Genomic DNA, 20,941 nt, shown 5'->3' on the forward strand with positions numbered 1-20,941 from the left:
TCCTTCGTCCCTAAGCCGGCTGATCTTCGGCCGCGTCAGCCTCTTCGGCCGGCTTGGCGAGGTCAGCCTCGGTGATCCAGCCGGCCTTGACGCGGGCCTGCATGATCATGGCTTCCGCGTCGTCGCGGGAGATGCCGAGGCCGTCGAGCGCGCCGGCAAACTTGGCCTGCTCGCCGCCTTCCTTGCGCTCGGTCCAGCCGACCAGATCGTCGGTGGCGCAGCCTGCGAGGTCTTCGACCGTCTTGATGTCGTTCTCACCGAACTTCACCAGCATCTTGGAGGTCACGCCGGGCACGTCCTTGACGGCGTCCTCGACGCCGAGTTCCTTGCGCTTGGCCTCGATCTCGGCTTCCTGCTGATCGAGATATTCGCGGGCGCGGCTCTGCAGTTCCTGCGCGGTCTCCTCGTCAAAACCCTCGATGCCCGCGAGTTCCTTGAGGTCCACCATCGCGAGTTCCTCGACCGAGGTGAAGCCTTCGGAGGCGAGCAGCTGGCCGACCACCTCGTCGACATTGAGCGATTCCATGAAGACGCGGGTGGAGTTCTCGAAGTCGGCCTGGCGGCGCTCCGATTCCTCCTGCTCGGTCAGGATGTCGATATCCCAGCCGGTGAGTTGCGAGGCCAGACGCACGTTCTGGCCGCGGCGTCCGATCGCCAGCGAGAGCTGGTTGTTGGTGTCGGGCACCACGACCTCGATGCGCTCGCGGTCCTCGTCGATGACGACCTTGGAGACCTCGGCCGGCGCCAGCGCGTTGACTACGAAGGTCGCGATGTCCGGCGACCAGGGAATGATGTCGATCTTCTCGCCCTGCAATTCGTTCACCACGGCCTGCACGCGCGAGCCGCGCATACCGACGCAGGCGCCGACCGGATCGACGGAGGAATCGCGGGAAATCACGCCGATTTTCGCGCGCGAGCCCGGATCGCGGGCCACCGCCTTGATCTCGACGATACCGTCGTAGATCTCGGGCACCTCCTGCGCGAACAGCTTGGCCATGAACTGCGGATGGGTTCGGGAGAGGAAGATCTGCGGGCCGCGGGTCTCGCGGCGGACATCGAAGATATAGGCGCGGACGCGGTCGCCATTGCGGAACACTTCGCGCGGTAGCATCTCGTCGCGGCGGATGATGGCCTCGCCGCGGCCGAGATCGACGATCACGCTGCCATATTCGACGCGCTTGACGACGCCATTGACGATGTCGCCGATGCGGTCCTTGAATTCCTGATATTGCCGGTCGCGCTCGGCCTCGCGCACCTTCTGCACGATCACCTGTTTGGCCGACTGCGCAGCGATGCGGCCGTATTCCAGCGGCGGCAGCGTGTCGGCGATGGTGTCGCCGACCTGGGCGCCGGGGTTCGCACGCTGCGCATCGATCAGCGAAATCTGGTTGGAATGGTTTTCGACCTTGTCGACCACCAGCATGTGGCGCGACAGCCGCAGCTCGCCCTTCTTCGGATCGATCTCCGCGTGAACGTCAGTCTCGCTGCCGTAACGGGCTCGCGCTGCCTTGGCGATGGCATCTTCCATCGCCGCAATGACGATGCCGCGATCGATCGATTTTTCGCGAGCGACGGCGTCGGCGATCTGGAGCAATTCAAGTCGATTGGCGCTGACTGCCATGGCTAGTCTCCTTCGTCAGGCTCGATCTCGCCGCGCCGCGCGCGTTCGGCGGCAAGGCGATGTTTCTTTGTATTTGTCGGGGCCGGCTTCTTTTGCTTTTGCGGCCTGGTGTTCTTGGTGGTCTTCGCGCTGATCTCGGCGTGGGGCGCCGGCGGCGGCTCGATACCGAGATCCCGGCGCATCCGGCGCTCCTCGGCCTTGCCGCGGCGCATTGATTCCGCGATCAGCTCATCGGTCAGCACCAGCCGTGCCTCGCCGATATCTTCCATCGTCAGGAGCACATCGGCGTCGTCGGTCGCCTTGGCGTCGTCGCGATGCAGATGCACGCGGTTGCCTTCGACGGCACCAAGCGTGCCACGGAACCGCTTGCGGCCTTCATGGGCGACGGCCATTTCGACCTTCACCAGATGGCCGGAATAGCGCTCGAAATCGGAGCGGCGCACCAGCGGACGGTCGATTCCGGGAGAGGAGATTTCCAGCCGGTAGGCGCGGTCGATGGGATCGGCGACGTCGAGCACGGGTGACAGTGCCCGCGAGATCGCCTCGCAATCCTCGAGCTGCATCGAGCCGTCCGGCCGCTCGGCCATGATCTGCACGGTGCAGCCAGCCTCGCCGGAGATGCGGATCCGCACGAGGCGGTAGCCCATGCCCTCGAGCACCGGGCCTGCGACCGCCGACACCCGTGCCGCCACGCCCGGCTCGACCACGAGCCTCGGCTCGGCCAGCAACTCGGCATCGGTGGAACCTGCGGTCGGTTCGGTCATATCAGGGGTCAAGGCGCGCGTTGGTTAAAGCTTGGGTTAAGGCTTGGTTAAGACTGCATAGCCGCTTCGGAACTTTCCCGACTGCATCGGGCCGTCTCTTCCGCCACGCCGCGTTCAGGTAACAAAAAAGAGCGGGTCCTTTCGGGCCCACTCTCACTACGCGGATCGTATGAGAAGATGAATTGGCGCTGATATAGCTCTTTCCGCTGGCCCGGACAAGGCCCCTCGCAGGCCGATGCGGGCTTTTTGCAGCTCAGGCGGCGCCCCCAGGGAGCGCCGACAGGTGCCCCTGGGAGCAACGCTTCCTTCACAAACCGGGCCTAAATTTCACGCTCGTGGGGCGGCTCGAGCCATGGCGCGCCCACGGCGTGCCAGATTCGAGTTTGCGTTTCATGACCGTAGCCACGTCACTCATTCCCGGACTGGACGATATCGTCAGACGCGGCGATCCACGGCGTCGCGGCGAGATCGCGAGCGCCATCGCGGCGCTGTTCTTTCGGGACGCCTCGAGGCTCCGTCCCGAGCTGATCGATCTGTTCGACAATCTCCTGATCGATCTCGTGCCGCATGCGGAGCTTGCCTCGCGCGTCGATCTCGCCGAGCGCTTCTCACTGCTGGACAATGCACCGCCTCATCTTGTCCGCCAGCTCGCCCGCGAAAACGAGATCATGGTGGCGGCGCCGGTGTTACGCCGCTCGCCCGTGCTCGATGACGCCGCACTCGTCGAGATTGCCCGGCTGAAGGGCCAGGGCCATTTGCTCGCGATGACCGAGCGGCCGACGCTGTCGGCCGACGTCACCGACGTGCTGGTCGAACGCGGCGATCGTGACGTCGTACGCCGGGCCGCCGGCAATGCCGGCGCGATGTTCTCAGCCGGCGGTTATTCGGAGTTGATCAAGCGCGCAAGCCAGGACGGCGTGCTGACGCTCAAGATCGGCCAGCGCAAGGATCTCTCCGGCGAGCATCTCAAGGAGCTTCTCGACGGCACGCTCGATGTCGTTCGCCGCCGGCTCTCCACCGTGGCCGATCCGGCGCGCCAGGCCGAGATCAAGCGCGCCATGATCGCGATCGAGGAAGCCGCACTGCCGCCCGGCCCGCGGCGCGATTTCTCAGCCGCACAACGCACCGTGCTTGGCCTGCATCGCGGCGGCCATCTCGGCGAGAGCGCGCTGCTCGGATTCGCCAAGGCGCACAAATACGAGGAATCGGTCGCAGCGCTCTCGGCGATGTCGGGCGTCAGGCTGCCGATCCTCGACCGATTGATCTCGGGCGATCGCTACGACCCGATCCTGATCCTGGGACGGTTGCTGAACCTCGGCTGGCCCACGGTGCGCGCGCTCATCCTGATGTGGAATGGCCCGAATCGCACGCCGGCCGATGCCGATCTTGAGCAGGCGCGCGTGAACTTCACCCGCTTGATGCCGATCACGGCCGAGCGCGTCGTGAATTTCTGGCGCAACCGGCAGACGATCTAGCTTTCCTTTCCGTCGTCTCCGGGGCACGCGAAGCGTGAACCCGGAACCTCGACATTCTCAGGTTCGCAATTGCGCGGCCATGGTTCGATGCTGCGCATCGCCCCGGAATGACAACTACGTCCGCTTGAACCGCAGATAAGCCGCCTTGCGACCCTCGCGCGCGGCTTTTTTCCCGTAGCGCGTCATGGTGTAACCGTCCCACGGCTGCCGGAAATCGTCGGCGCATTCGGCAAGCCACAGAAAATCCGGCGCGCGCGCGAGATGCGACAGCGTCCAGGCGCAGTATTCGTCGATATCGCAGACGAAGCGGAATTCACCGCCAGCCTTGAGCACGCGCGCCATGGCGGCGATCGTTCTGTCCTGAACGAAGCGCCGCTTCCAGTGCCGCCGCTTCGGCCAGGGATCGGGATGAATCAGGTCGATCCGCGACAGCGAGGCATCAGGCAGCCAGGCCAGCAGCTCGGCGGCGTCGCCCGCGAACAGGCGGATGTTGGCGATGTTGGCCGCGTCGATCTGCGCGAGAATCTTGGCCATGCCGTTGACATAGGGCTCGCAGCCGATGAAGCCGGTCGTCGGAAAGTTCTGCGCTTCCGCGGCGAGATGCTCGCCGCCGCCGAATCCGATCTCGAGCCGCACATCTTGCGCTGCGGGGGCGAAGATATCGGCGGCGGTCGCCGGCTTCTCGCTCGTGATGTCGAGCGCGAGATGCGGCAGCAGATGATCGACCAGCTCGGCCTGGTGCTGCCTGAGCTTGTGGCCCTTGCGCCGTCCGAAGAAGGCGCGCTCGCCGTCCGCGCGATCGGGATCTGATTTGCCTTCGCTCATCGCAGCGTCTGGTACAGGCGATTGAGCAGGCGTGCGCGCGGCTCGAGCGATGAGACGTAGATCTGCTCATAATGGGTGTGTGCGCCCTTGCCGTCGACGCCGAGCCCGTCGAGCGTGGCGGTGTGCGGCGCCGTGAAATTGCCGTCGGAGCCGCCGCCGGTGTGGGTGTCGATCAGCTCGAAGCCGATCTCCGCGGCGAGCGTTTTCGCATGTTCAAACAGCGCGGCGCCCGCATTGCCCTTCTCGTAAGGCGGGCGATTGAGCTCGCCGGTGACGGTGACGCTGACGCCGTCGGTCTTCGACGTCAGCCCCAGAATCTTTCCGACGAATTCCTCCGCGTCGCTGAAGCCAGGCACGCGCAGATCGACTTCGGCATAGGCCTCTTCCGGTGTCACGTTGGGCCGCGTGCCGCCGCGCACCACGCCGACATTGACGGTGACGCCGCGCTTCAGGTCGTTCATCCCTTCCAGCGTCTGGATGACATTGGCGAGCTCGCGGATGGCGCTGCGGCCGTCTTCCGGCCGGGAGCCGGCATGCGCCGGCACGCCTTTGATGAACACCTCGAATCGTCCAACACCCTTGCGCCCGGTAACGATCTTGCCGCCGTCGCGCGCCGGCTCCGTCACCAGCACGTATTTGGCCTTGCGCCCCTCCTGCTCGATGATCGCGCGCGAGGTGGGGCTGCCGATCTCTTCGTCGGACGTGAACAAATGGGTGATGCCGAGCGGTGGCCGCTCGGGTGCAGCGCAAAGCTCGCGAAAGGCGTGATAGGCGATGTAGGCGCCGCCCTTCATGTCGTAGATGCCGGGACCGAACGCGCTGTCGCCTTCGACCTTGAAAGGCAGGCGCGCAATGAAGCCCATGGGATGCACGGTGTCGAGATGGCTGAGCACCAGGATACCAGGCCGGTCCTGACCCCAGGTCGACCGCACCAGGAGATGATCGCCGCAGCCATCGATGCCGGCGATGCGTTCGAGCGTCACGGGCAGATCGCGATAATGGTCGGCAACCACGGAGGTCAGCTTGTCGACCTGCTCCGGCACTTCGGTCGGCGTCTCGATCTCCACCCAGCGGCGGATGCCAGCGAGGATCGTTTGGGAATCGAACGGATTGGAGTTCGCCATGGAGCTATCTGTGCCTTCGAATCGCATCACTTGAGCGGAGGCGGCGCAAGGCGCATCCGCAAATGACGACATAGGCCAGATTTGGCGCAGCCTCAAATCGGAACGAAACAGGGTCAGCGCTTGTCCGGGCCTTCGCGGGCGGCAATCTGCTCGACGAGCTCGACAATCGAACGGCGCAGCTTCGAATCGGTGATTCGGGTGAACGCCTTGGTCAGTGCGAGCCCTTCCGAGGTCGCGAGGAAGTCCGAGACATAGGAGGGCGAAGCACCTTCGGCGAAGCCGTCCGGTCCGGCGACGCCGCTCGGTCCGCCCTCGAACAGGAACGACACCGGCACCTGCAGGATCTCCGCAATCTGCTGGATGCGGCTCGCGCCGACGCGGTTGGTGCCTTTCTCGTACTTCTGAATCTGCTGGAAGGTCAGGCCCAAAGCTTCACCGAGCTTTTCCTGACTCATGCCCAACATGATGCGGCGCATGCGCACGCGACTGCCGACATATTTGTCAACAGGGTTGGGCGCTTTCGACATGTCCTCAGCCCTCCAAGCACCACCCTCGGCTTCTGCCTCAGGTGACAGCGACGTCAAAGCTTCACCCTGATTGGGGAAACATTGCGGAGAAATTTAGCAATGCACCGCTGTCTTGTGCAGCCGGCGCAGAATGGGGAGCCCCCGCGCAGTCTGTCAACCGTGGGACTACCGTTGTCAAAGGATTCCGGCCGCTGCGCCGATCTCGGTGTGATCAGGGGGACCGTTTGGCCACGCGTCGTCGCACCGCCAAAATGACAGCCAGGGCGACCAGCATGGCTGCGGGGATGTCACCGACTCTCGCATAGATCGTGGGCGGGATTGCGGTGGGCAGATTTGCATCCAAAATGCCCTCGACCCCGAGGCCAAGGCTGGCCACCGTGCGTCCCACCGGATCGATCACCGCCGAGATGCCGGTGTTGGCCGAGCGGACTAGCGGCAGTCCAAGCTCGACGGCGCGCATCCGCGCCTGCTCCAGGTGCTGGTACGGACCGGTCGAGATGCCGAACCAGCCGTCATTGGTGAGGTTCACCATCCAGCCCGGGCGCTCGTCACGCGTGCCGACCTCATCGGGAAAGATCGCCTCGTAGCAAATCAGCGGCAGCGCGGGCGGTGCGCCCGGCACCGGCAGCACGTGCCGCACCGTACCGGGAATGAAGCCGCCACGGACCCGCGTCAATTGCTCGAAGCCAAGCTTCTCCATCGTGTCCTGGAACGGCAGATATTCGCCGAACGGAACCAGATGCAGCTTGTCGTAGACGGCGAGCACGCTGCCGTCATGGTCGATCAGATAGATCGAATTGTAGGCGCGCGTGATCGGCCTGCCCGGCGGCAGATCGGGCGCACGCACCGATCCGGTGATCAGCACCGTGCCCTTGGGCAGCAGCTCGGCGATCTCGGCCATCGCATCGGCTTCGCGGGTCAGGAAGAACGGAAAGGCGGATTCCGGCCAGATCAACATGGTGGCATCGCGCACACCGGTCGATTGCGGGCCAGATGCGCGGTCCGACAGCGCGAGGTATCTCCTCATCACCTCCGCCTTGGCGGAGTAGTTGAACTTGGCATCCTGCTGCAGGTCCGGCTGCATCAGGCGCAGCCTGGTGCCGGCGACCATCGTGGTCGGATGCAGCGACAGGCGGATCGCGCCGAAGATACCCATGACGACCAGCAGCGCGAGCGCGGCCGCCGGCACGCGCCAGGCCAGGCTCCGATTGCCCGTGCGGTCGATCAGCACCGCAGGCGCCGAGAAGATCGCAATCGTGAGGAACGTCATGCCCCATTGGCCGATCAGGGACGCCGTCTGCGCCAGCGGCAGCGGCTCCGACAGCGCATAGCCGAAGGCGTTCCAGGGAAAGCCCGTGAGCACGTGCCCGCGCAACCATTCGCCGATGGTGAGGCTCGCGGCGAGCGCGAGAATGCGGGTGGCATCCTTGGTCCAGAGCAGGCGGGCCAGCCCGAAGCCGATCGCAGTGAAAATCGAGAGATAGGCGGGCAGGCCCAGCACGGCGAACGGCGTCAGCCAGGCGAACACGTCGGCCTCGACGAAGAAAGCCTTGCCGATCCAGTACAGGCCAGGGACGAAATAACCGAGCCCGAACCAGTAGCCGGTCAGCGCCGCAGCGGGGACACCGCCATAGCGCCCCGCGCCGGCGCCGTCGATCAGCCAGACCATCGCGGGGAAGGTGATGAACAGCACGGGCCAGGCATTGAACGGTGCAAGCGCGAGAACGGATAACGCGCCGCACGCCATCGCGAGGAGCGCGCGCTTCCATCCCCAGGTCAGGATGATGGCTAGCGCGATCTGCCGAAATCGCTGGAACGCACTCACTGCGAACCGGTCCCCTCGGCACGCGGCGGGGCCGGCGTGTCGCCGGCCGACGGCTGGCCGCTATCAGGCGCGGCCTCGCGGCGGCTTCTCTCGCGCTGGCTGCGCGGGGCAGGACGTTCCTTCCGTGTCGAGATGCGCAGCCGCTTGACGCGGCGCGGATCGGCATCCAGCACCTCGACCTCGTAATTGCCGGGGCCCGAGATCACCTCGCCGCGCACCGGCAGGCGGCCGACGAAGCTGACGAGATAGCCGCCGAGCGTCTCGACCTCCTCGCCGGCCTCGCCGGTGACGAAGTCTTCGCCGATCACGGTGCGGACGTCGTCGAGGCTGGCGCGGGCGTCCGCGATGAAGGCGTTGTCGGGCAGGCGGACGATCGACGGCGGCTCGTCGCTGTCGTGCTCGTCGTCGATCTCGCCGACGATCTGCTCGACGATGTCCTCGAGCGAAACCAGGCCGTCGCTGCCGCCATATTCGTCGACGACCAGCGCCAGGTGAATGCGCGTGGCCTGCATCTGCGCCAGCAGGTCGATAGCCCGCATCGACGGCGGCACATAGAGCAGCTTGCGGATGATGCGCGCGTCCTGCAGCGGCATCGCGAGATCGACGGCGCGCAAATCGAGCCCGGCCGGCAGCGGCTTCTTGCGTTTGGTCTTGGTCGCCTCCGACACACGCGCGCGCGCCGTCATGAAGGCGAGCAAATCGCGGATGTGGACGATGCCGACAGGATCGTCGAGCGTCTCATTGTAGACGACGAGGCGCGAATGGCCTGCGCTCTCGAAGCGGTCCATCAATTCGCCGAGCGGGATGTCGCGCTTCACTGCGATGATGTCGGCGCGATGCACCATGACGTCTGCGATACGGCGTTCGTGCAGGCCGAGGATGTTGCGCAGCATGGTGCGCTCGACCGCGGAGAAGCCGGTGTCATCGGGCGTCGACGCATCGAGCACGACCTGGAGATCGTCGCGCACCGAGCCCGCCTTCCAGCCGAACAGCGAGCGGATGGCGCGAAGCAGCCAGCCTTCCGCCGTCGGGCGCATGACCTCGCCCGGCGCCACCACGGCCGGCAGGTTGGCCGTGTTGCGCGGATTGTCGTGAATAGGCTCCGAATCCGGCATCTCAGTGCGTCCCCGCGCGGTCTGCATAGGGATCGGGGATGCCGAGATGAGCCAGGATCGCGGTTTCGAGCGCTTCCATCTCCTCCGCGTCGTCGTCGTTCTCGTGATCGTAGCCGATCAGGTGCAGGAAACCATGCACCGCGAGATGACTCAAATGATGATCGAACGGCTTGTGTTCCTCGTCCGCCTCGCGCCGCATGGTCTCGTAGGCGATCGCGATGTCGCCAAGCATGCGCGGCGCATCGCCCGGCTTCCACTCGCCTTCGGGCTGGAGCGCGGGAAACGACAGCACATTGGTCGGCTTGTCCATGCCGCGCCAATTGTTGTTGAGGGTGCGGATGCCGGCATCATCGGTCAGCATCACGGCCACTTCTGCCTCGGCGACGTCTTCGCCGACAGATTCGGCGGCGGCTGCAACGGCACGCTGGATCACGGCTTCGGCATCAGGCTCGCTTTGCCAGCAATCGGCGACGACGAGGACCTCTGTAGTGGGAAGGTTGGGATGTGACATGGCTTTGTTCGGAACGAAAGGCGCAGTGTCAGCGCCCGCTTGGTCCTGATGTTGTCTCGTCAGGATTTGTTGCCGGCCGGCGGCCGCTGTGGCGACCCTTCATAGGCGGCGACGATTCTCGCCACGAGCTCGTGGCGGATCACGTCCTCGGCCTTGAAATGAACTTGCGCAATGCCCTCGACGCCGCTCAACAGCCGGGTCGCCTCGGCCAGACCCGAGGTCTGGCCGTTCGGCAGGTCGATCTGCGAGGGATCGCCGGTCACGATCATGCGGCTGTTCTCGCCGAGGCGGGTCAGGAACATCTTCATCTGCATCGATGTCGTGTTCTGCGCTTCATCGAGGATGATCGCGGCATTGGTCAGCGTGCGGCCGCGCATGAAGGCGAGCGGCGCGATCTCGATCTCGCCGGTCTGCAGCGCGCGCTCGACGATGCGCGCGTCCATGAGGTCGTAGAGCGCGTCGTAGATCGGACGCAGATAAGGATCGACCTTCTCGCGGAGGTCGCCAGGCAGGAAGCCGAGCCGTTCGCCGGCTTCGACCGCCGGACGCGACAGGATGATCTTGTCGACTTCCTTGCGCTCGAACAATTGCGCGGCATGCGCGACCGCGAGCCAGGTCTTGCCGGTGCCGGCCGGGCCGATTCCGAACACCAGCTCATGGCGCTTCAGCGCGCGGATGTAGGAATCTTGCGCAGCCGTGCGCGCACGCACCGGGCGCTTGCGTAAGTTGATGCTGTCGAAGGCCGACTTGGCCGATTTGGCGTCGAACTCGAACAGCGACCCTTGCGCGATGACGGCGCGGATCGCGCCTTCCACTTCGCCCTGATCGACGTCCTGGCCCTTCGCGGCGTGGGCGTAGAGCGTCTCCAGCACGCGCCGGGCGGCGTCGCAGCCGTCGCGGGTGCCGCCGATGGTGATGTGATTGCCCTTGGAGTCCACGACGACGCCGAGTCGCCGCTCGATCTGCGCCAGGTTCTGGCCGTAGGGCCCGACCAGCGCGGAGGCGGCGCGATTGTCGTCGAAGTCGATGACGACCTGGGTCTCGGGCGGAACTTGCATGTCGCGATCAAACTTGCGGCTGGGAGCGATAGAAGACGAATCCGATGCGCTTTTGGGCAAGGGTTCAGGCTCCCGTGGCGATGGATGATAAAGCGGGCTCGCGCGCACCGTGTGGCGTGGCGAGCTCGCCGAGGAAACTGTAACGCTCGAGACTGTCGATCCTGACAGGCAGGATTTTGCCGATGATGTCGGGAGAGGCCATGACATGTGCGGGCTGGAGGAAGGCGGTGCGGCCGACGATCTGGCCGTCCTTGCGCGCCGGGCGTTCGAACAGCACGTCGACCGTTGAGCCAATCGCAGCCTTGTTGAAGGCCGATTGCTGGCTGTCGATCAATTCCTGGAGCCGCTCCAATCGCTGGTCCATCTCGGCGGGGGACACCGTCTCCTGCATATCCGCCGCCGGCGTTCCCGGCCGGGCGGAGTATTTGAACGAATACGCCGCAGCGTAGCCGATTTGCGTGACAAGCGCGAGGGTGGCGAGAAAATCTTGCTCGCTCTCGCCGGGGAAGCCGACGATAAAATCCGATGAAAAAGCAATGTCTTGGCGCGCGGACCGGAAACGGTCGATCACTCGCCGATAATCATTGGCGGTATGTTTCCGGTTCATGGCGGCGAGAATCCGGTCCGAGCCCGACTGCACCGGCAGATGCACGAACGGCATCAGCGAATCGAGCTCGCGATGGGCTGCAATCAAACCGTCATCGACGTCGCGGGGATGGCTGGTCGAGTAGCGCAGCCGCGCGATGCCGGGAATTTTGGCCAGGTGCTCCAGCAATTTGCCGAGGCCCCAGGTTTTCCCGTCTGGTCCGTCGCCGTGATAGGCGTTGACGTTCTGCCCGATCAGCGTGAGCTCGCGCACGCCGTTGTCGGCAAGCCGCTTCACGTCCTCCACGATCTTCGCGACCGGGCGCGAAACCTCGGCGCCGCGCGTGTAGGGCACGACGCAGAAGGTGCAGAATTTGTCGCAGCCTTCCTGCACCGTGACGAAAGCGGAAATGCCGCGCGCGCGGATCGCATCGGGCTTGGGCTGCGCAAGAAAGCCGAACTTGTCCGCGGCGGGAAATTCGGTCTCGATGGCACGGCCTTCATGGCCGGCGCGCTTCAGCAGTTCCGGCAGATGATGATAGCTCTGCGGGCCGACCACGACGTCAACCGTGGGTGCGCGGCGCACGATCTCCTCGCCTTCGGCCTGCGCGACGCAGCCCGCCACGGCGATCTGCATGGCGCGGCCCTCGCGCGCGGCCTCGTCCTTGGCGACGCGCAGGCGGCCGAGCTCGGAATAGACCTTCTCGGAGGCCTTTTCCCGGATATGGCAGGTGTTGAGGATGACGAGATCGGCGTCCTCGGCGTTGGCAGTCTCCACGAATCCTTCGGGCGCCAACGTGTCCACCATGCGCTGGGCATCGTAGACGTTCATCTGGCAACCATATGATTTGATGTGCAGCTTGCGCGGCGGCGTCATGGAACCCGGAGGTGAGGTGGAGGACGGCTCTCAAATATAGGCTGAGGGGCCGAAAATCCAGCGATTGGGGGACTATTCGGGCATTGCGGGGCCCGCAGGCCGATCAGGCCCGGAATCTGGAAATTTTGGACGAGATTCAGCCCGCCGCGACCCGCCGGACCAGCTCCGGCAACTGCCGCATATCGTCGAACGTCACGCCTGCCCCCGCGGCGAGCAGCCTTTCGGCATGACCCGGCGGGCAGTGGCTGCCGCCGTGAAAGCCCAGCACCGTCATTCCGGCGGCGTGCGCGCCCGTCACTCCGGGGACGCTGTCCTCGATCACGAGGCACCGTTCCGGTGCGGCTTTCATCTGGTCAGCGGCAAACAGGAACAGATCGGGTGCGGGCTTGCCGCGTGCGACCTGGCTTGCCGAGAAGATGTGCGGAGCGAGCAGGTCGTACAGCCCGGCACAGGTCAGGCCGTGAAGGATCTTGTTTGGTGTGCTGCTCGATGCAACGCATTTGGGTAAATCGATTGCGCCGATCGCCGCGGCCACATGGGTGATCGGTTGCAGATCGCTCGCGTAAGACTGCAGCGTGGCAGCATTTACCTGTTGTTCCAAATCATCGGGGAGATTGCGACCGATTTCCTGCTCGACTATCCGCCGCGCGTCTTTGTCGGAGACGCCGAGGAAACGCACCAACACCTGCTCGGAGGTGATCGGATAGCCGTGGCGCGTCAGCACCTCCGCATGTGCGCGACAGGAGATCACCTCGCTGTCCACGAGCACGCCGTCGCAATCGAAGATAACGAGATCTATCGGCACGAGGCTCAAGACGTCGGCTTGTCGTCGTCGAGCGGGACGCAATACAGCTCGAGCCGGTGATCAACCAGCTTGTAGCCGAGCTTGCGGGCGATCTCGGCCTGAAGTTTCTCGATCTCTTCCGAGGTGAACTCGATCACCTTGCCGTCGCGCAGATTGATGAGATGGTCGTGGTGGCTGTCGCGCATCGTCTCGTAGCGCGCGCGGCCCTCGCGGAAATCGTGACGCTCGATGATGCCGGCATCCTCGAACAGCTTGACGGTGCGATAGACGGTGGAGATCGAGATCTTGTCGTCGACCGCGACGCAACGCCTGTACAATTCCTCGACGTCGGGGTGATCGACTGCTTCCGCAAGCACGCGAGCGATGACGCGGCGCTGCTCGGTCATGCGCATGCCGGTGGCGGCACAGCGCGCCTCGATGCCGGTCGCCTTGGATGCGGGAGAAGGTTTAAGTCCAGTCATTATCGTGTCCGCCTGACGGGGCGCTGTCTGCCACCAATGTTACGACAACTCACGGCGCATCAGAAGTGCGTTCAATTGTTCCCCGTTGGGCTGCTTATAGTAGCGTTCGCGGCGTCCGACCACCACGAATCCGCACTTGTCATAGAGCTGTCGCGCCGGCTGGTTGTTCTCTTCGACTTCCAGAAATATCGTGCGTACGCCTCGCCCGGCAAGGTGGCCGAGGTGGGTCATCAGCAGGTTGCGGGAAAGGCCGCGGCCGCGATGGGACGGGTCGACCGCGACCGAGAGGATCTCGGCTTCGTCCGCGCCGATCCGCGACACCGCAAAGCCGATGATCTTGCGCCCCAGGCGCAAGCGATGAATGAGCGTGTTGCGTTCGCTGAACATGGCCTCGAATTCGCTTTCGCCCCAGCCATGCGCGAAAGAGGCGCCGTGAAGCTGCGCCAGCCGCTGCGCGTCGCGCGCCGACGCCGGCTCGACGGCGGCCGTGCCGCCGCGCCACCATTCAGACAGCCATTTCATCATGACGTGGCGGCTTGAGCTGCGAACAGCGGTTGTGCCGCCGGCTTTGCGTCGGGCGCTTTCAGATAGAACGGCCGTGCCGGAGTCGTGTCCGGATTCGCCGCGGCGCCGAGCCAGGCGACCCAGCTGATCTCGGGCGCGGGCTGCGCGTCGACCGCAACGGGTTGCGGCGCATCCGCCGGCCAGCGATCGGCGAGAAGTTTGGCGGCGTTGCCGACCAGATGCGGCGCGCCGAATTGCGAAGCCGCGATCGCCTCCTCGATGGGAGCAACGCTCGGCCGCACCAGCAGGCTGCCGTCGCCGCCGACGATCTGGAAATAGACGTGATCATGCCGCGCATCGATGGCCGAGATCACCGGCGCGGGGCCGCTCCGGCCGACGATGGGGGCCGCGTAGGCCGACAAGGTCGTCAGCCCGACGGCCGGGCGCTTGGCCGCAAGCGCGAGACCGCGGGCCGCTGAGATCCCGACCCTCAGGCCGGTAAAGCTGCCGGGGCCGACGGTGACTGCGATGCGGTCGAGCGACGTGAAAGCGCGATCGGCCGACTGCATGACGCGCGCGATCATCGGCATCAGGGCCTCGGCATGGCCGCGCTTCATGAGCATCTGCTCCTGCGCGAGCAGCTCACCGGCGTCGGTGTCGAGAACAGCAGCCCCGCACGCCTCCAGCGCGGTATCGATGGCAAGGATCAGCATGAAAAAGCGAATGGCGAGTGGTGAATGGCGAACAGTCTAGCCGATTGGAGTTCCCTTCGCCATTCGCTGCTCGCCATTCGCGCACCGGTCACATCGGCCGGACTTCGACCACGTCGGGCACGAAATGCTTCAGAAGGTTCTGAATGCCGTGCTGCAGCGTTGCGGTCGACGACGGGCAGCCGGAGCAGGCCCCCTTCATGTTGAGATAGACGATCCCGTCCTTGAAGCCGCGGAAGGTGATGTCGCCGCCGTCATTGGCGACGGCCGGCCGCACGCGGGTCTCGATCAGATCCTTGATCATGTCGACCGTCTCGGCATCGGCCTCGTCGAAGAACTCGTCCCCGTCGTCGAGATCGGCATCGGCCTGCGCAGTACCATCGGCGAGCAGCGGCGCGCCGGACATGTAGTGCTCCATGATGGCACCCAGGATCGCGGGCTTGAGCTGCTGCCATTCACCATTCGCCTTGGTCACGGTGATGAAGTCAGATCCATAGAACACGCCGGTGACGCCGGGCACATCGAACAGCTTTTCCGCGAGCGGCGAACGCGTCGCGGCTTCGCGGCTCGAAAACTCCATCGGGCTGCCGTCGGACACGACGCGGCCTGGAATGAACTTCAGCGTGGCGGGATTGGGGGTCGCTTCGGTTTGAATGAACATGGCTTTCTCCAGACGTCGCCGGTTCAAGGCCGGCGCGTGCTCCATCCAGTAGCAGATGGCGACGGGGAACGCACGATCAAGGGGCGAATCGAGGTTCGCCCAAGGATTTCAGCAGGTTATGGAGTCCTCAGCGTCGGCGGATGAAGCCGACGATGTCCTTGGAGAGGTTCATGGTCTCCTCGGCGATGGCGCGGGCCCGGTCGGAACCGTCGTTCAGGATGGTGTCGATGTGGCCGGGGTCGGAGACCAGGCGCTTCATCTCACCGGCGATCGGTGCGAGCTTGGTGACGCACAGCTCCGCCAGCGCGTTCTTGAAGCTGGAGAACTGACCGCCGCCGAATTCGCGCAGCACGTCCGCCTTGGAGCGATCGGAGAGCGCGGCGAAAATGCCGACGAGATTGTCCGCTTCGGGGCGCGCTTCCAGGCCCTTTTCCTCTGACGGCAGCGGCTCCGGATCGGTCTTCGCCTTGCGGATCTTCTGCGCGATGGTGTCCGCGTCGTCGGTCAGGTTGATGCGCGAATTGTCGGATGGATCCGACTTCGACATCTTCTTGGTGCCGTCGCGCAGGCTCATCACCCGCGTCGCCGGTCCCGTGATGAAGGGCTCCGGCAGCGGGAAGAACAGGCCGTCACTGGCGCCGTGGCTGCGGATCGAGTCGCCGAAATCATTGTTGAACTTCTGTGCGATGTCGCGCGAGAGCTCGAGATGCTGCTTCTGGTCCTCGCCAACAGGAACGTGAGTGGCGCGGTAAAGCAGGATGTCGGCAGCCATCAGCACGGGATAGTCGTAGAGCCCGACGGAAACGTTCTCGCGATCCTTGCCGGCCTTCTCCTTGAACTGGGTCATGCGGTTCAGCCAGCCGAGGCGCGCGACGCAGTTGAAGATCCAGGTAAGCTCGGCATGGCCCGCAACCTGACTCTGGTTGAACACGATGTGCTTCTTCGGATCGATGCCGCTGGCGATGAACGCAGCGGTCACCTCGCGGGTAACACGTGCGAGCTCGGTCGGCCCGCCCCAGACGTCCACGCCCTGCGTGATCGCGTGCATGTCGACGACGCAATAGATGCAGTTGTGGGTTTCCTGCATCTTCACGAAGTTGACGATCGCGCCGAGGTAATTGCCGAGATGCAGATTGCCCGTCGGCTGGACGCCCGAAAAAACCCGTTCAACGAATGGCATGGCACGCCTTCCCATAGGTGGTCGGCCGTCGTTTCCAACAGCGGCGCTGCCTCGTCAAGGGCAATTCGCTAAGTGGGCCGTTTCAGGGCGTTGACCGCCGCGCGCAAGGAGGCGGCGCCAAGGATTTGCAGGAGCAGGCCATAGACGGTGATCCCGGCCGCGATCTGCAGGCCCAGCACGATGAAGCGGACGAGGTGGTGGGTCTCTGAGGGTATCAGCCCCGTGGTCAGCCAGAGCAGGGCACCCATGGCGGCTGCGGCAAGCACGATTCGCGGCAGCCGCTCGCGGGCGCCGGCATCGATCGAGAAGCCGAATTCGCTGGTGCCTTTCCGGAGCAGCGAGACGGCGCTGCTCCAGGCGCCGGCGGCGATGCTCGCGGCGATCCCGCTCGCGCCGAAGAAATGCCCGAGCACGACGGCGAGCGCGATCGCCACCACCAGCCCTTTGGCGGTTGCGAGCAGTGGCGCGATCGTGTCGCCGCGGGCGAAGAAGGCGGGCGACAGCGCCTTGATCAGCACGTGCGCCGGCAGACCCAGCGCCAGCCACATCAGGGCGCGCGAGGTCGCCGCGCTGTCTTCCGCGCCGAAGGCGCCATGCTCGAACAGCAACTTCACGATCGGTTCGGCCAGCACGGCGAGGCCGAGCGTAGCCGGCAGTGCGAGCCCGGCCGCGAGTTCCAGCGCGCGGGATTCCGCATGCGCGACGGCCGTGCGGTCGCCGGTCCCCACCGCGCGCGTCAATTCCGGCACCAGCACCGTGCCCATGGCGACGCCGACAATGCCGAGCGGCAGCTCGATCAGACGGTTGGCGAAATAGAGCCAGGAGACGGCGGACGGCGTGGCCGAGGCGATGATCGCGCCTGATACCATCAGCCATTGCGGGCCGGAGCTTGCGATCATGCCCGGGATCGCCTTGGCGAAGAAGCCGCGCATCTCCTCGCCGAAACTCACGCGCAACGGCGTCGCCAGCTGCGCGCTTCGCTGCGACAGCAGCATCAGGAGCTGCAGCAGGCCGGCAATTCCGACGGTCGCCGCCAGCGTCCATGCCGCAAAGGACGCATCGGCGTGCCAGGCAAGCAGCGTCGCGGTTGTCCCGATCAGCGCGATGTTGAACAGCAGCGGCGAGAAGGCCGTGAGCGCAAATCTCCCCTGCGCGTTCAGCAGCCCCATCAGCACCGTGACCGGGCCGGCGAAGGCGAGATAAGGCAGCATCAGCCGCGCGTTCTGCACGGCGAGATCGAGCGAGGCGCGGCCGACGAAGCCCGGTGCGATGACCATGATGATCACAGGCATCAGAAGCGCAATGCCGATCGAGATCACGATCAGAGCCACGCTGACCGTGCCGAGCACGCGTCCGGCGAAGGCAGACGCAGCCTCTTCGCCGTCGCGCCCCCGCACGCGCAGCCAGGCCGGGATCAGGGCCGCATTCAACGCCCCTTCGCTCAGCAGCCGCCGCACCACGTTGACGAGCTGGAAGGCGGCCAAAAAAGCGTCCGCCCCGACGCCGGTGCCGAGCAGCGCCGCGATCAGGGAATCGCGGGCAAATCCCAGCAGCCGCGAGGCCAGTGTTCCCGTCGAGACGGTCAGGAAGGAGCGGATCATCGCGTGGATATACCATAGCGTTTTCGAGCGAAGTGGCCTCCGGTTCGCGTGAAGAAAACGCGTCAAAAGACAACGCTCGTTGCTTGCCCGTGGCGGCCCGGTCGTGATAGGCCGCGAGCCAGATTTCGAGCCGACAGGAAGCGGATTTCCGTGAGGTCCGCAATCCGGCAAACAGGATCAAAGTGAATGGCTGACGTGAAATATGACGTTCTCGGCATCGGCAACGCGCTGTTCGACGTGCTGGTCCGGACGGATGAGGCTTTTCTCGCCAAGCACGGCATGACCAAGGGCAGCATGTCCCTGATCGACGAGGCCAGGGCCGCCGCGATCTATGCCGACATGGGCCCGGCGACGGAAGTCTCCGGCGGCTCGGCCGCCAACACCATCGTCGGCATCGGCAGCCTCGGCGCACGTGCCGCCTATGTCGGCAAGGTCAAGGACGACCAGATCGGCAAGCTCTATGTCCACGACATCCGCGCTTCAGGCGTCGCCTTCAATACGCCGGCCGCGAAGGACGGCCCCGCCACCGGCTGCTCCTACATCCTGGTGACCGGTGATGGCGAGCGCACCATGAACACCTATCTCGGCGCGGCGCAGGATCTGTCGCCGGCCGATATCGATCCGGCCGAGATCGCTTCCGCCAAGATCATCTATCTCGAAGGCTATCTCTGGGATCCGCCGGGCGCCAAGGAAGCCTTCCTCAAGGCGTCAAAAATTGCCCACGAGGCCGGCCGCAAGGTGGCGCTGACGCTGTCGGACTCCTTTTGCGTCGACCGCTATCGCGACGAATTCCTGGGGCTGATGCGGGGCGGCACCGCCGACATCGTGTTCGCCAACGAGTCCGAGCTGCACTCGCTCTACGAGACCTCGGATTTCGACACCGCGCTCAAGCAGCTGCGCAACGACGTCAAGCTCGGCGTGGTCACCCGCAGCGAGAAGGGCTGCGTGGTGGTGACGCCGACGGATGCTGTCGCCGCACCCGCTTCCCCGATCACGCAGCTGGTGGACACCACCGGCGCCGGCGATCTGTTCGCCGCCGGCTTCCTGTACGGCCTCTCGCGCGATCTCTCGCACAAGCAGTGCGGCGAGCTTGGCGCAGTTGCGGCCGCCGAAGTCATCCAGCACATCGGCGCGCGTCCGCAGGTTTCCCTGAAGCAGCTGGCGCAGCAGCGCGGACTGACGGTCTAGCGCGCGTCTCTCTCCTCGTCATTGCGAGGAGCTCGCGACAAAATTGCTAAGCAATTTTGCGCTGAAGCGACGAAGCAATCCAGACTGTCTCTGCGGGGGCAGGCTGGATTGCTTCGCTGCGCTCGCAATGATGTTGTGGACGGCCCCACCTAAACGGCATCAAGTGCCAAAACGTGGTCGCCGCAGCGCCACAAAGAGGGGGACTGTCCATGACGAAGTTTATCAGAGCCGCGATTGATCTGGGCAAGAACTATTTTCAGGTTCATGGGCTCGAGAGCGAGGGTGGCCGATCGATTTCGCGCAAGGTGAAGCGTTCGAAGCTGCACGAGGTCTTTTCGCAGATCGATCTCTGCCGGGTCGGTATGGAGGCGTGCGGTTCGGCGCATTATTGGGCTCGCCAATTGGTCGCGATGGGACACGAGGTAGTCCTGATCCCGCCCACTTACATCAAGCCCTATGTCAAGCGGGGCAAGAACGACGCGGTTGACGCGGCTGCGATCTGCGAGGCGATGTCCCGACCGGATATGCGCTTCGTGCCGATCAAGAGCGCGGAGCAGCAAGCCATTTTGATGCTGCACAAGACCCGCGAGCTGCTGATCAAGCAGCGCACGATGGCCGTCAATGCCTTGCGCGGCCACCTGGCCGAGTTCGGCATTGTCGCCGCCAAGGGTATCGGCCGCGTCGATGAACTCCTGGCGCAGGCGAAGGCGGATGCTGCGCTTCCGCCCATTGCCGCGGCCGCAGTGACCTGCATCGCTCAACATCTGGAAGGGCTCAACGCCTCGATCACGACCGTGGAAGAGGAACTCGCCAGGGCGCACAAGCAAAACCCGATCAGCCGCGTGCTCGACGAGATTCCAGGCGTCGGGACCCTGGTTGCGTCGGTGGTCGCGGCCAGTGTTCCCGATCCGGGCGTGTTCAAATCGGGGCGTGACTTCGCGGCATGGCTCGGTCTGACGCCCCGGCAAAATTCGAGCGGCGGCAAGGAGAAGCTCGGCGCAATCACCAAGCAGGGCAACCGCTACATCCGCAAAATGCTCGTCACGGGGGCAACCTCAGTGCTGCGTGTCGTAGGCAAGCGCACAGGCGCTTTGGCCGACTGGATCAACGCGCTGCGGGCCAGGAAGCCCGAGCGGCTGGTCGCCGTGGCTCTGGCCAATAAGCTGGCAAGGATCTGCTGGGCGATCATGACCACGGGCGAGGGCTTCCGTACCGACACCTATGTCAAGGCGTGAGCGCACCTCACCGTCTCAAACAGCCTTCACGAGGAGTATCCCGGTTCAAGATTGGTAAGCACGAAAGAAGTGATGAGCGATACGGTCACCGCCGAAAACCATGGACACCCCGACATCGTCACGAGCCACCAAGCTCGCCGCAATGATAGGGACCAGGGCAATCGGATTTCATCAGGGCCAGCGGTCATAAAGCCCGCACCAAAAGGCCGGACATATGACCGAAGCAGACCAACCTCGCTCCACACTTCAAAAAGCGCTTGCCAATAGGGGCCGTCCACATATGACGATG

20 protein-coding genes and 1 pseudogene are annotated in these 20,941 nt (G+C 64.8%); 3 read left to right on the forward strand and 18 right to left on the reverse strand.

The annotated features are described in order from the left end of the window. Positions 1-10: 10 nt before the first annotated feature. Positions 11-1,621, reverse strand: coding sequence for a transcription termination factor NusA (gene nusA, locus BM222_RS30870; RefSeq protein WP_092236797.1), 1,611 nt, complete (start codon positions 1,619-1,621; stop codon positions 11-13). A 2-nt stretch (positions 1,622-1,623) separates the two neighbouring features. Further along, positions 1,624-2,385: a ribosome maturation factor RimP gene (rimP, locus tag BM222_RS30875; protein WP_092236801.1), complete on the reverse strand. Its 762-nt coding sequence runs from the start codon at positions 2,383-2,385 to the stop codon at positions 1,624-1,626. A 392-nt stretch (positions 2,386-2,777) separates the two neighbouring features. On the opposite strand from rimP, the gene BM222_RS30880 reads away from it, so the two are divergent. Then, on the forward strand, positions 2,778-3,860 hold the full coding sequence (locus BM222_RS30880; protein ID WP_092236804.1) for a DUF2336 domain-containing protein: 1,083 nt from the start codon (positions 2,778-2,780) through the stop codon (positions 3,858-3,860). Between the two features lie 114 nt (positions 3,861-3,974). On the opposite strand, the gene trmB is transcribed toward BM222_RS30880, so the two are convergent. The 15 genes from trmB to murJ all read right to left on the reverse strand — a co-directional run bounded on the left by trmB (position 3,975) and on the right by murJ (position 18,229). After that, entirely contained in the window at positions 3,975-4,685 is a 711-nt protein-coding gene (gene trmB / locus BM222_RS30885; protein WP_092236807.1) for a tRNA (guanosine(46)-N7)-methyltransferase TrmB, read from the reverse strand. Further along, positions 4,682-5,809, reverse strand: a complete 1,128-nt coding sequence (locus BM222_RS30890; protein WP_177243573.1) for a M20 family metallopeptidase — start codon at positions 5,807-5,809, stop codon at positions 4,682-4,684. Before BM222_RS30890 ends, trmB begins: the two co-directional genes overlap by 4 nt. Positions 5,810-5,922: 113 nt before the next feature. Continuing rightward, positions 5,923-6,336 (reverse strand): helix-turn-helix domain-containing protein, encoded by a 414-nt coding sequence (locus BM222_RS30895; protein ID WP_092236810.1) that lies wholly within the window; start codon positions 6,334-6,336, stop codon positions 5,923-5,925. Between the two features lie 211 nt (positions 6,337-6,547). Beyond that, on the reverse strand, positions 6,548-8,161 hold the full coding sequence (gene lnt / locus BM222_RS30900) for an apolipoprotein N-acyltransferase (protein ID WP_092236813.1): 1,614 nt from the start codon (positions 8,159-8,161) through the stop codon (positions 6,548-6,550). Continuing rightward, the gene (locus BM222_RS30905; protein WP_244547328.1) at positions 8,158-9,276 is read right to left on the reverse strand and encodes a hemolysin family protein; all 1,119 of its coding nucleotides are present in this window, start codon (positions 9,274-9,276) and stop codon (positions 8,158-8,160) included. The genes lnt and BM222_RS30905 overlap by 4 nt, the downstream gene beginning before the upstream one ends. Before the next feature lies 1 nt (position 9,277). Beyond that, a complete protein-coding gene (ybeY, locus tag BM222_RS30910) occupies positions 9,278-9,787 on the reverse strand; it encodes an rRNA maturation RNase YbeY (protein ID WP_092236831.1) in 510 nt (169 codons plus the stop codon). A 59-nt stretch (positions 9,788-9,846) separates the two neighbouring features. Further along, positions 9,847-10,845, reverse strand: coding sequence for a PhoH family protein (locus BM222_RS30915; RefSeq protein WP_092236833.1), 999 nt, complete (start codon positions 10,843-10,845; stop codon positions 9,847-9,849). 64 nt (positions 10,846-10,909) lie between these two features. After that, a complete protein-coding gene (gene miaB / locus BM222_RS30920; RefSeq protein WP_092236836.1) occupies positions 10,910-12,307 on the reverse strand; it encodes a tRNA (N6-isopentenyl adenosine(37)-C2)-methylthiotransferase MiaB in 1,398 nt (465 codons plus the stop codon). Between the two features lie 136 nt (positions 12,308-12,443). Then, positions 12,444-13,112: an HAD family hydrolase gene (locus BM222_RS30925; protein ID WP_092236864.1), complete on the reverse strand. Its 669-nt coding sequence runs from the start codon at positions 13,110-13,112 to the stop codon at positions 12,444-12,446. Positions 13,113-13,117: 5 nt separating this feature from the next. Further along, positions 13,118-13,573 (reverse strand): Fur family transcriptional regulator, encoded by a 456-nt coding sequence (locus BM222_RS30930; protein ID WP_027531539.1) that lies wholly within the window; start codon positions 13,571-13,573, stop codon positions 13,118-13,120. A gap of 39 nt (positions 13,574-13,612) precedes the next feature. Further along, on the reverse strand, positions 13,613-14,098 hold the full coding sequence (gene rimI / locus BM222_RS30935) for a ribosomal protein S18-alanine N-acetyltransferase (RefSeq protein WP_092236840.1): 486 nt from the start codon (positions 14,096-14,098) through the stop codon (positions 13,613-13,615). Continuing rightward, on the reverse strand, positions 14,095-14,790 hold the full coding sequence (gene tsaB / locus BM222_RS30940; protein WP_092236842.1) for a tRNA (adenosine(37)-N6)-threonylcarbamoyltransferase complex dimerization subunit type 1 TsaB: 696 nt from the start codon (positions 14,788-14,790) through the stop codon (positions 14,095-14,097). The genes rimI and tsaB overlap by 4 nt, the downstream gene beginning before the upstream one ends. Positions 14,791-14,878: 88 nt before the next feature. Continuing rightward, a complete protein-coding gene (locus BM222_RS30945) occupies positions 14,879-15,448 on the reverse strand; it encodes a NifU family protein (RefSeq protein WP_092236867.1) in 570 nt (189 codons plus the stop codon). 127 nt (positions 15,449-15,575) lie between these two features. After that, positions 15,576-16,628, reverse strand: coding sequence for a tryptophan--tRNA ligase (trpS, locus tag BM222_RS30950; protein ID WP_092236845.1), 1,053 nt, complete (start codon positions 16,626-16,628; stop codon positions 15,576-15,578). A 68-nt stretch (positions 16,629-16,696) separates the two neighbouring features. Continuing rightward, positions 16,697-18,229, reverse strand: coding sequence for a murein biosynthesis integral membrane protein MurJ (gene murJ / locus BM222_RS30955; RefSeq protein WP_092236848.1), 1,533 nt, complete (start codon positions 18,227-18,229; stop codon positions 16,697-16,699). A gap of 186 nt (positions 18,230-18,415) precedes the next feature. On the opposite strand from murJ, the gene BM222_RS30960 reads away from it, so the two are divergent. Together BM222_RS30960 and BM222_RS30965 are read left to right on the forward strand one after the other, a co-directional pair. Next, positions 18,416-19,417, forward strand: coding sequence for an adenosine kinase (locus BM222_RS30960; RefSeq protein ID WP_092236851.1), 1,002 nt, complete (start codon positions 18,416-18,418; stop codon positions 19,415-19,417). A gap of 209 nt (positions 19,418-19,626) precedes the next feature. Continuing rightward, the gene (locus BM222_RS30965; protein ID WP_143106014.1) at positions 19,627-20,652 is read left to right on the forward strand and encodes an IS110 family RNA-guided transposase; all 1,026 of its coding nucleotides are present in this window, start codon (positions 19,627-19,629) and stop codon (positions 20,650-20,652) included. Positions 20,653-20,678: 26 nt separating this feature from the next. Here the strand turns inward: BM222_RS30965 and BM222_RS41705 are convergent. Beyond that, positions 20,679-20,941 (reverse strand): annotated as a pseudogene (locus tag BM222_RS41705) (hypothetical protein); the annotation flags it as partial.

It is taken from the genome of Bradyrhizobium sp. Gha, assembly GCF_900113735.1.
Taxonomy (GTDB): Bacteria; Pseudomonadota; Alphaproteobacteria; order Rhizobiales; family Xanthobacteraceae; genus Bradyrhizobium.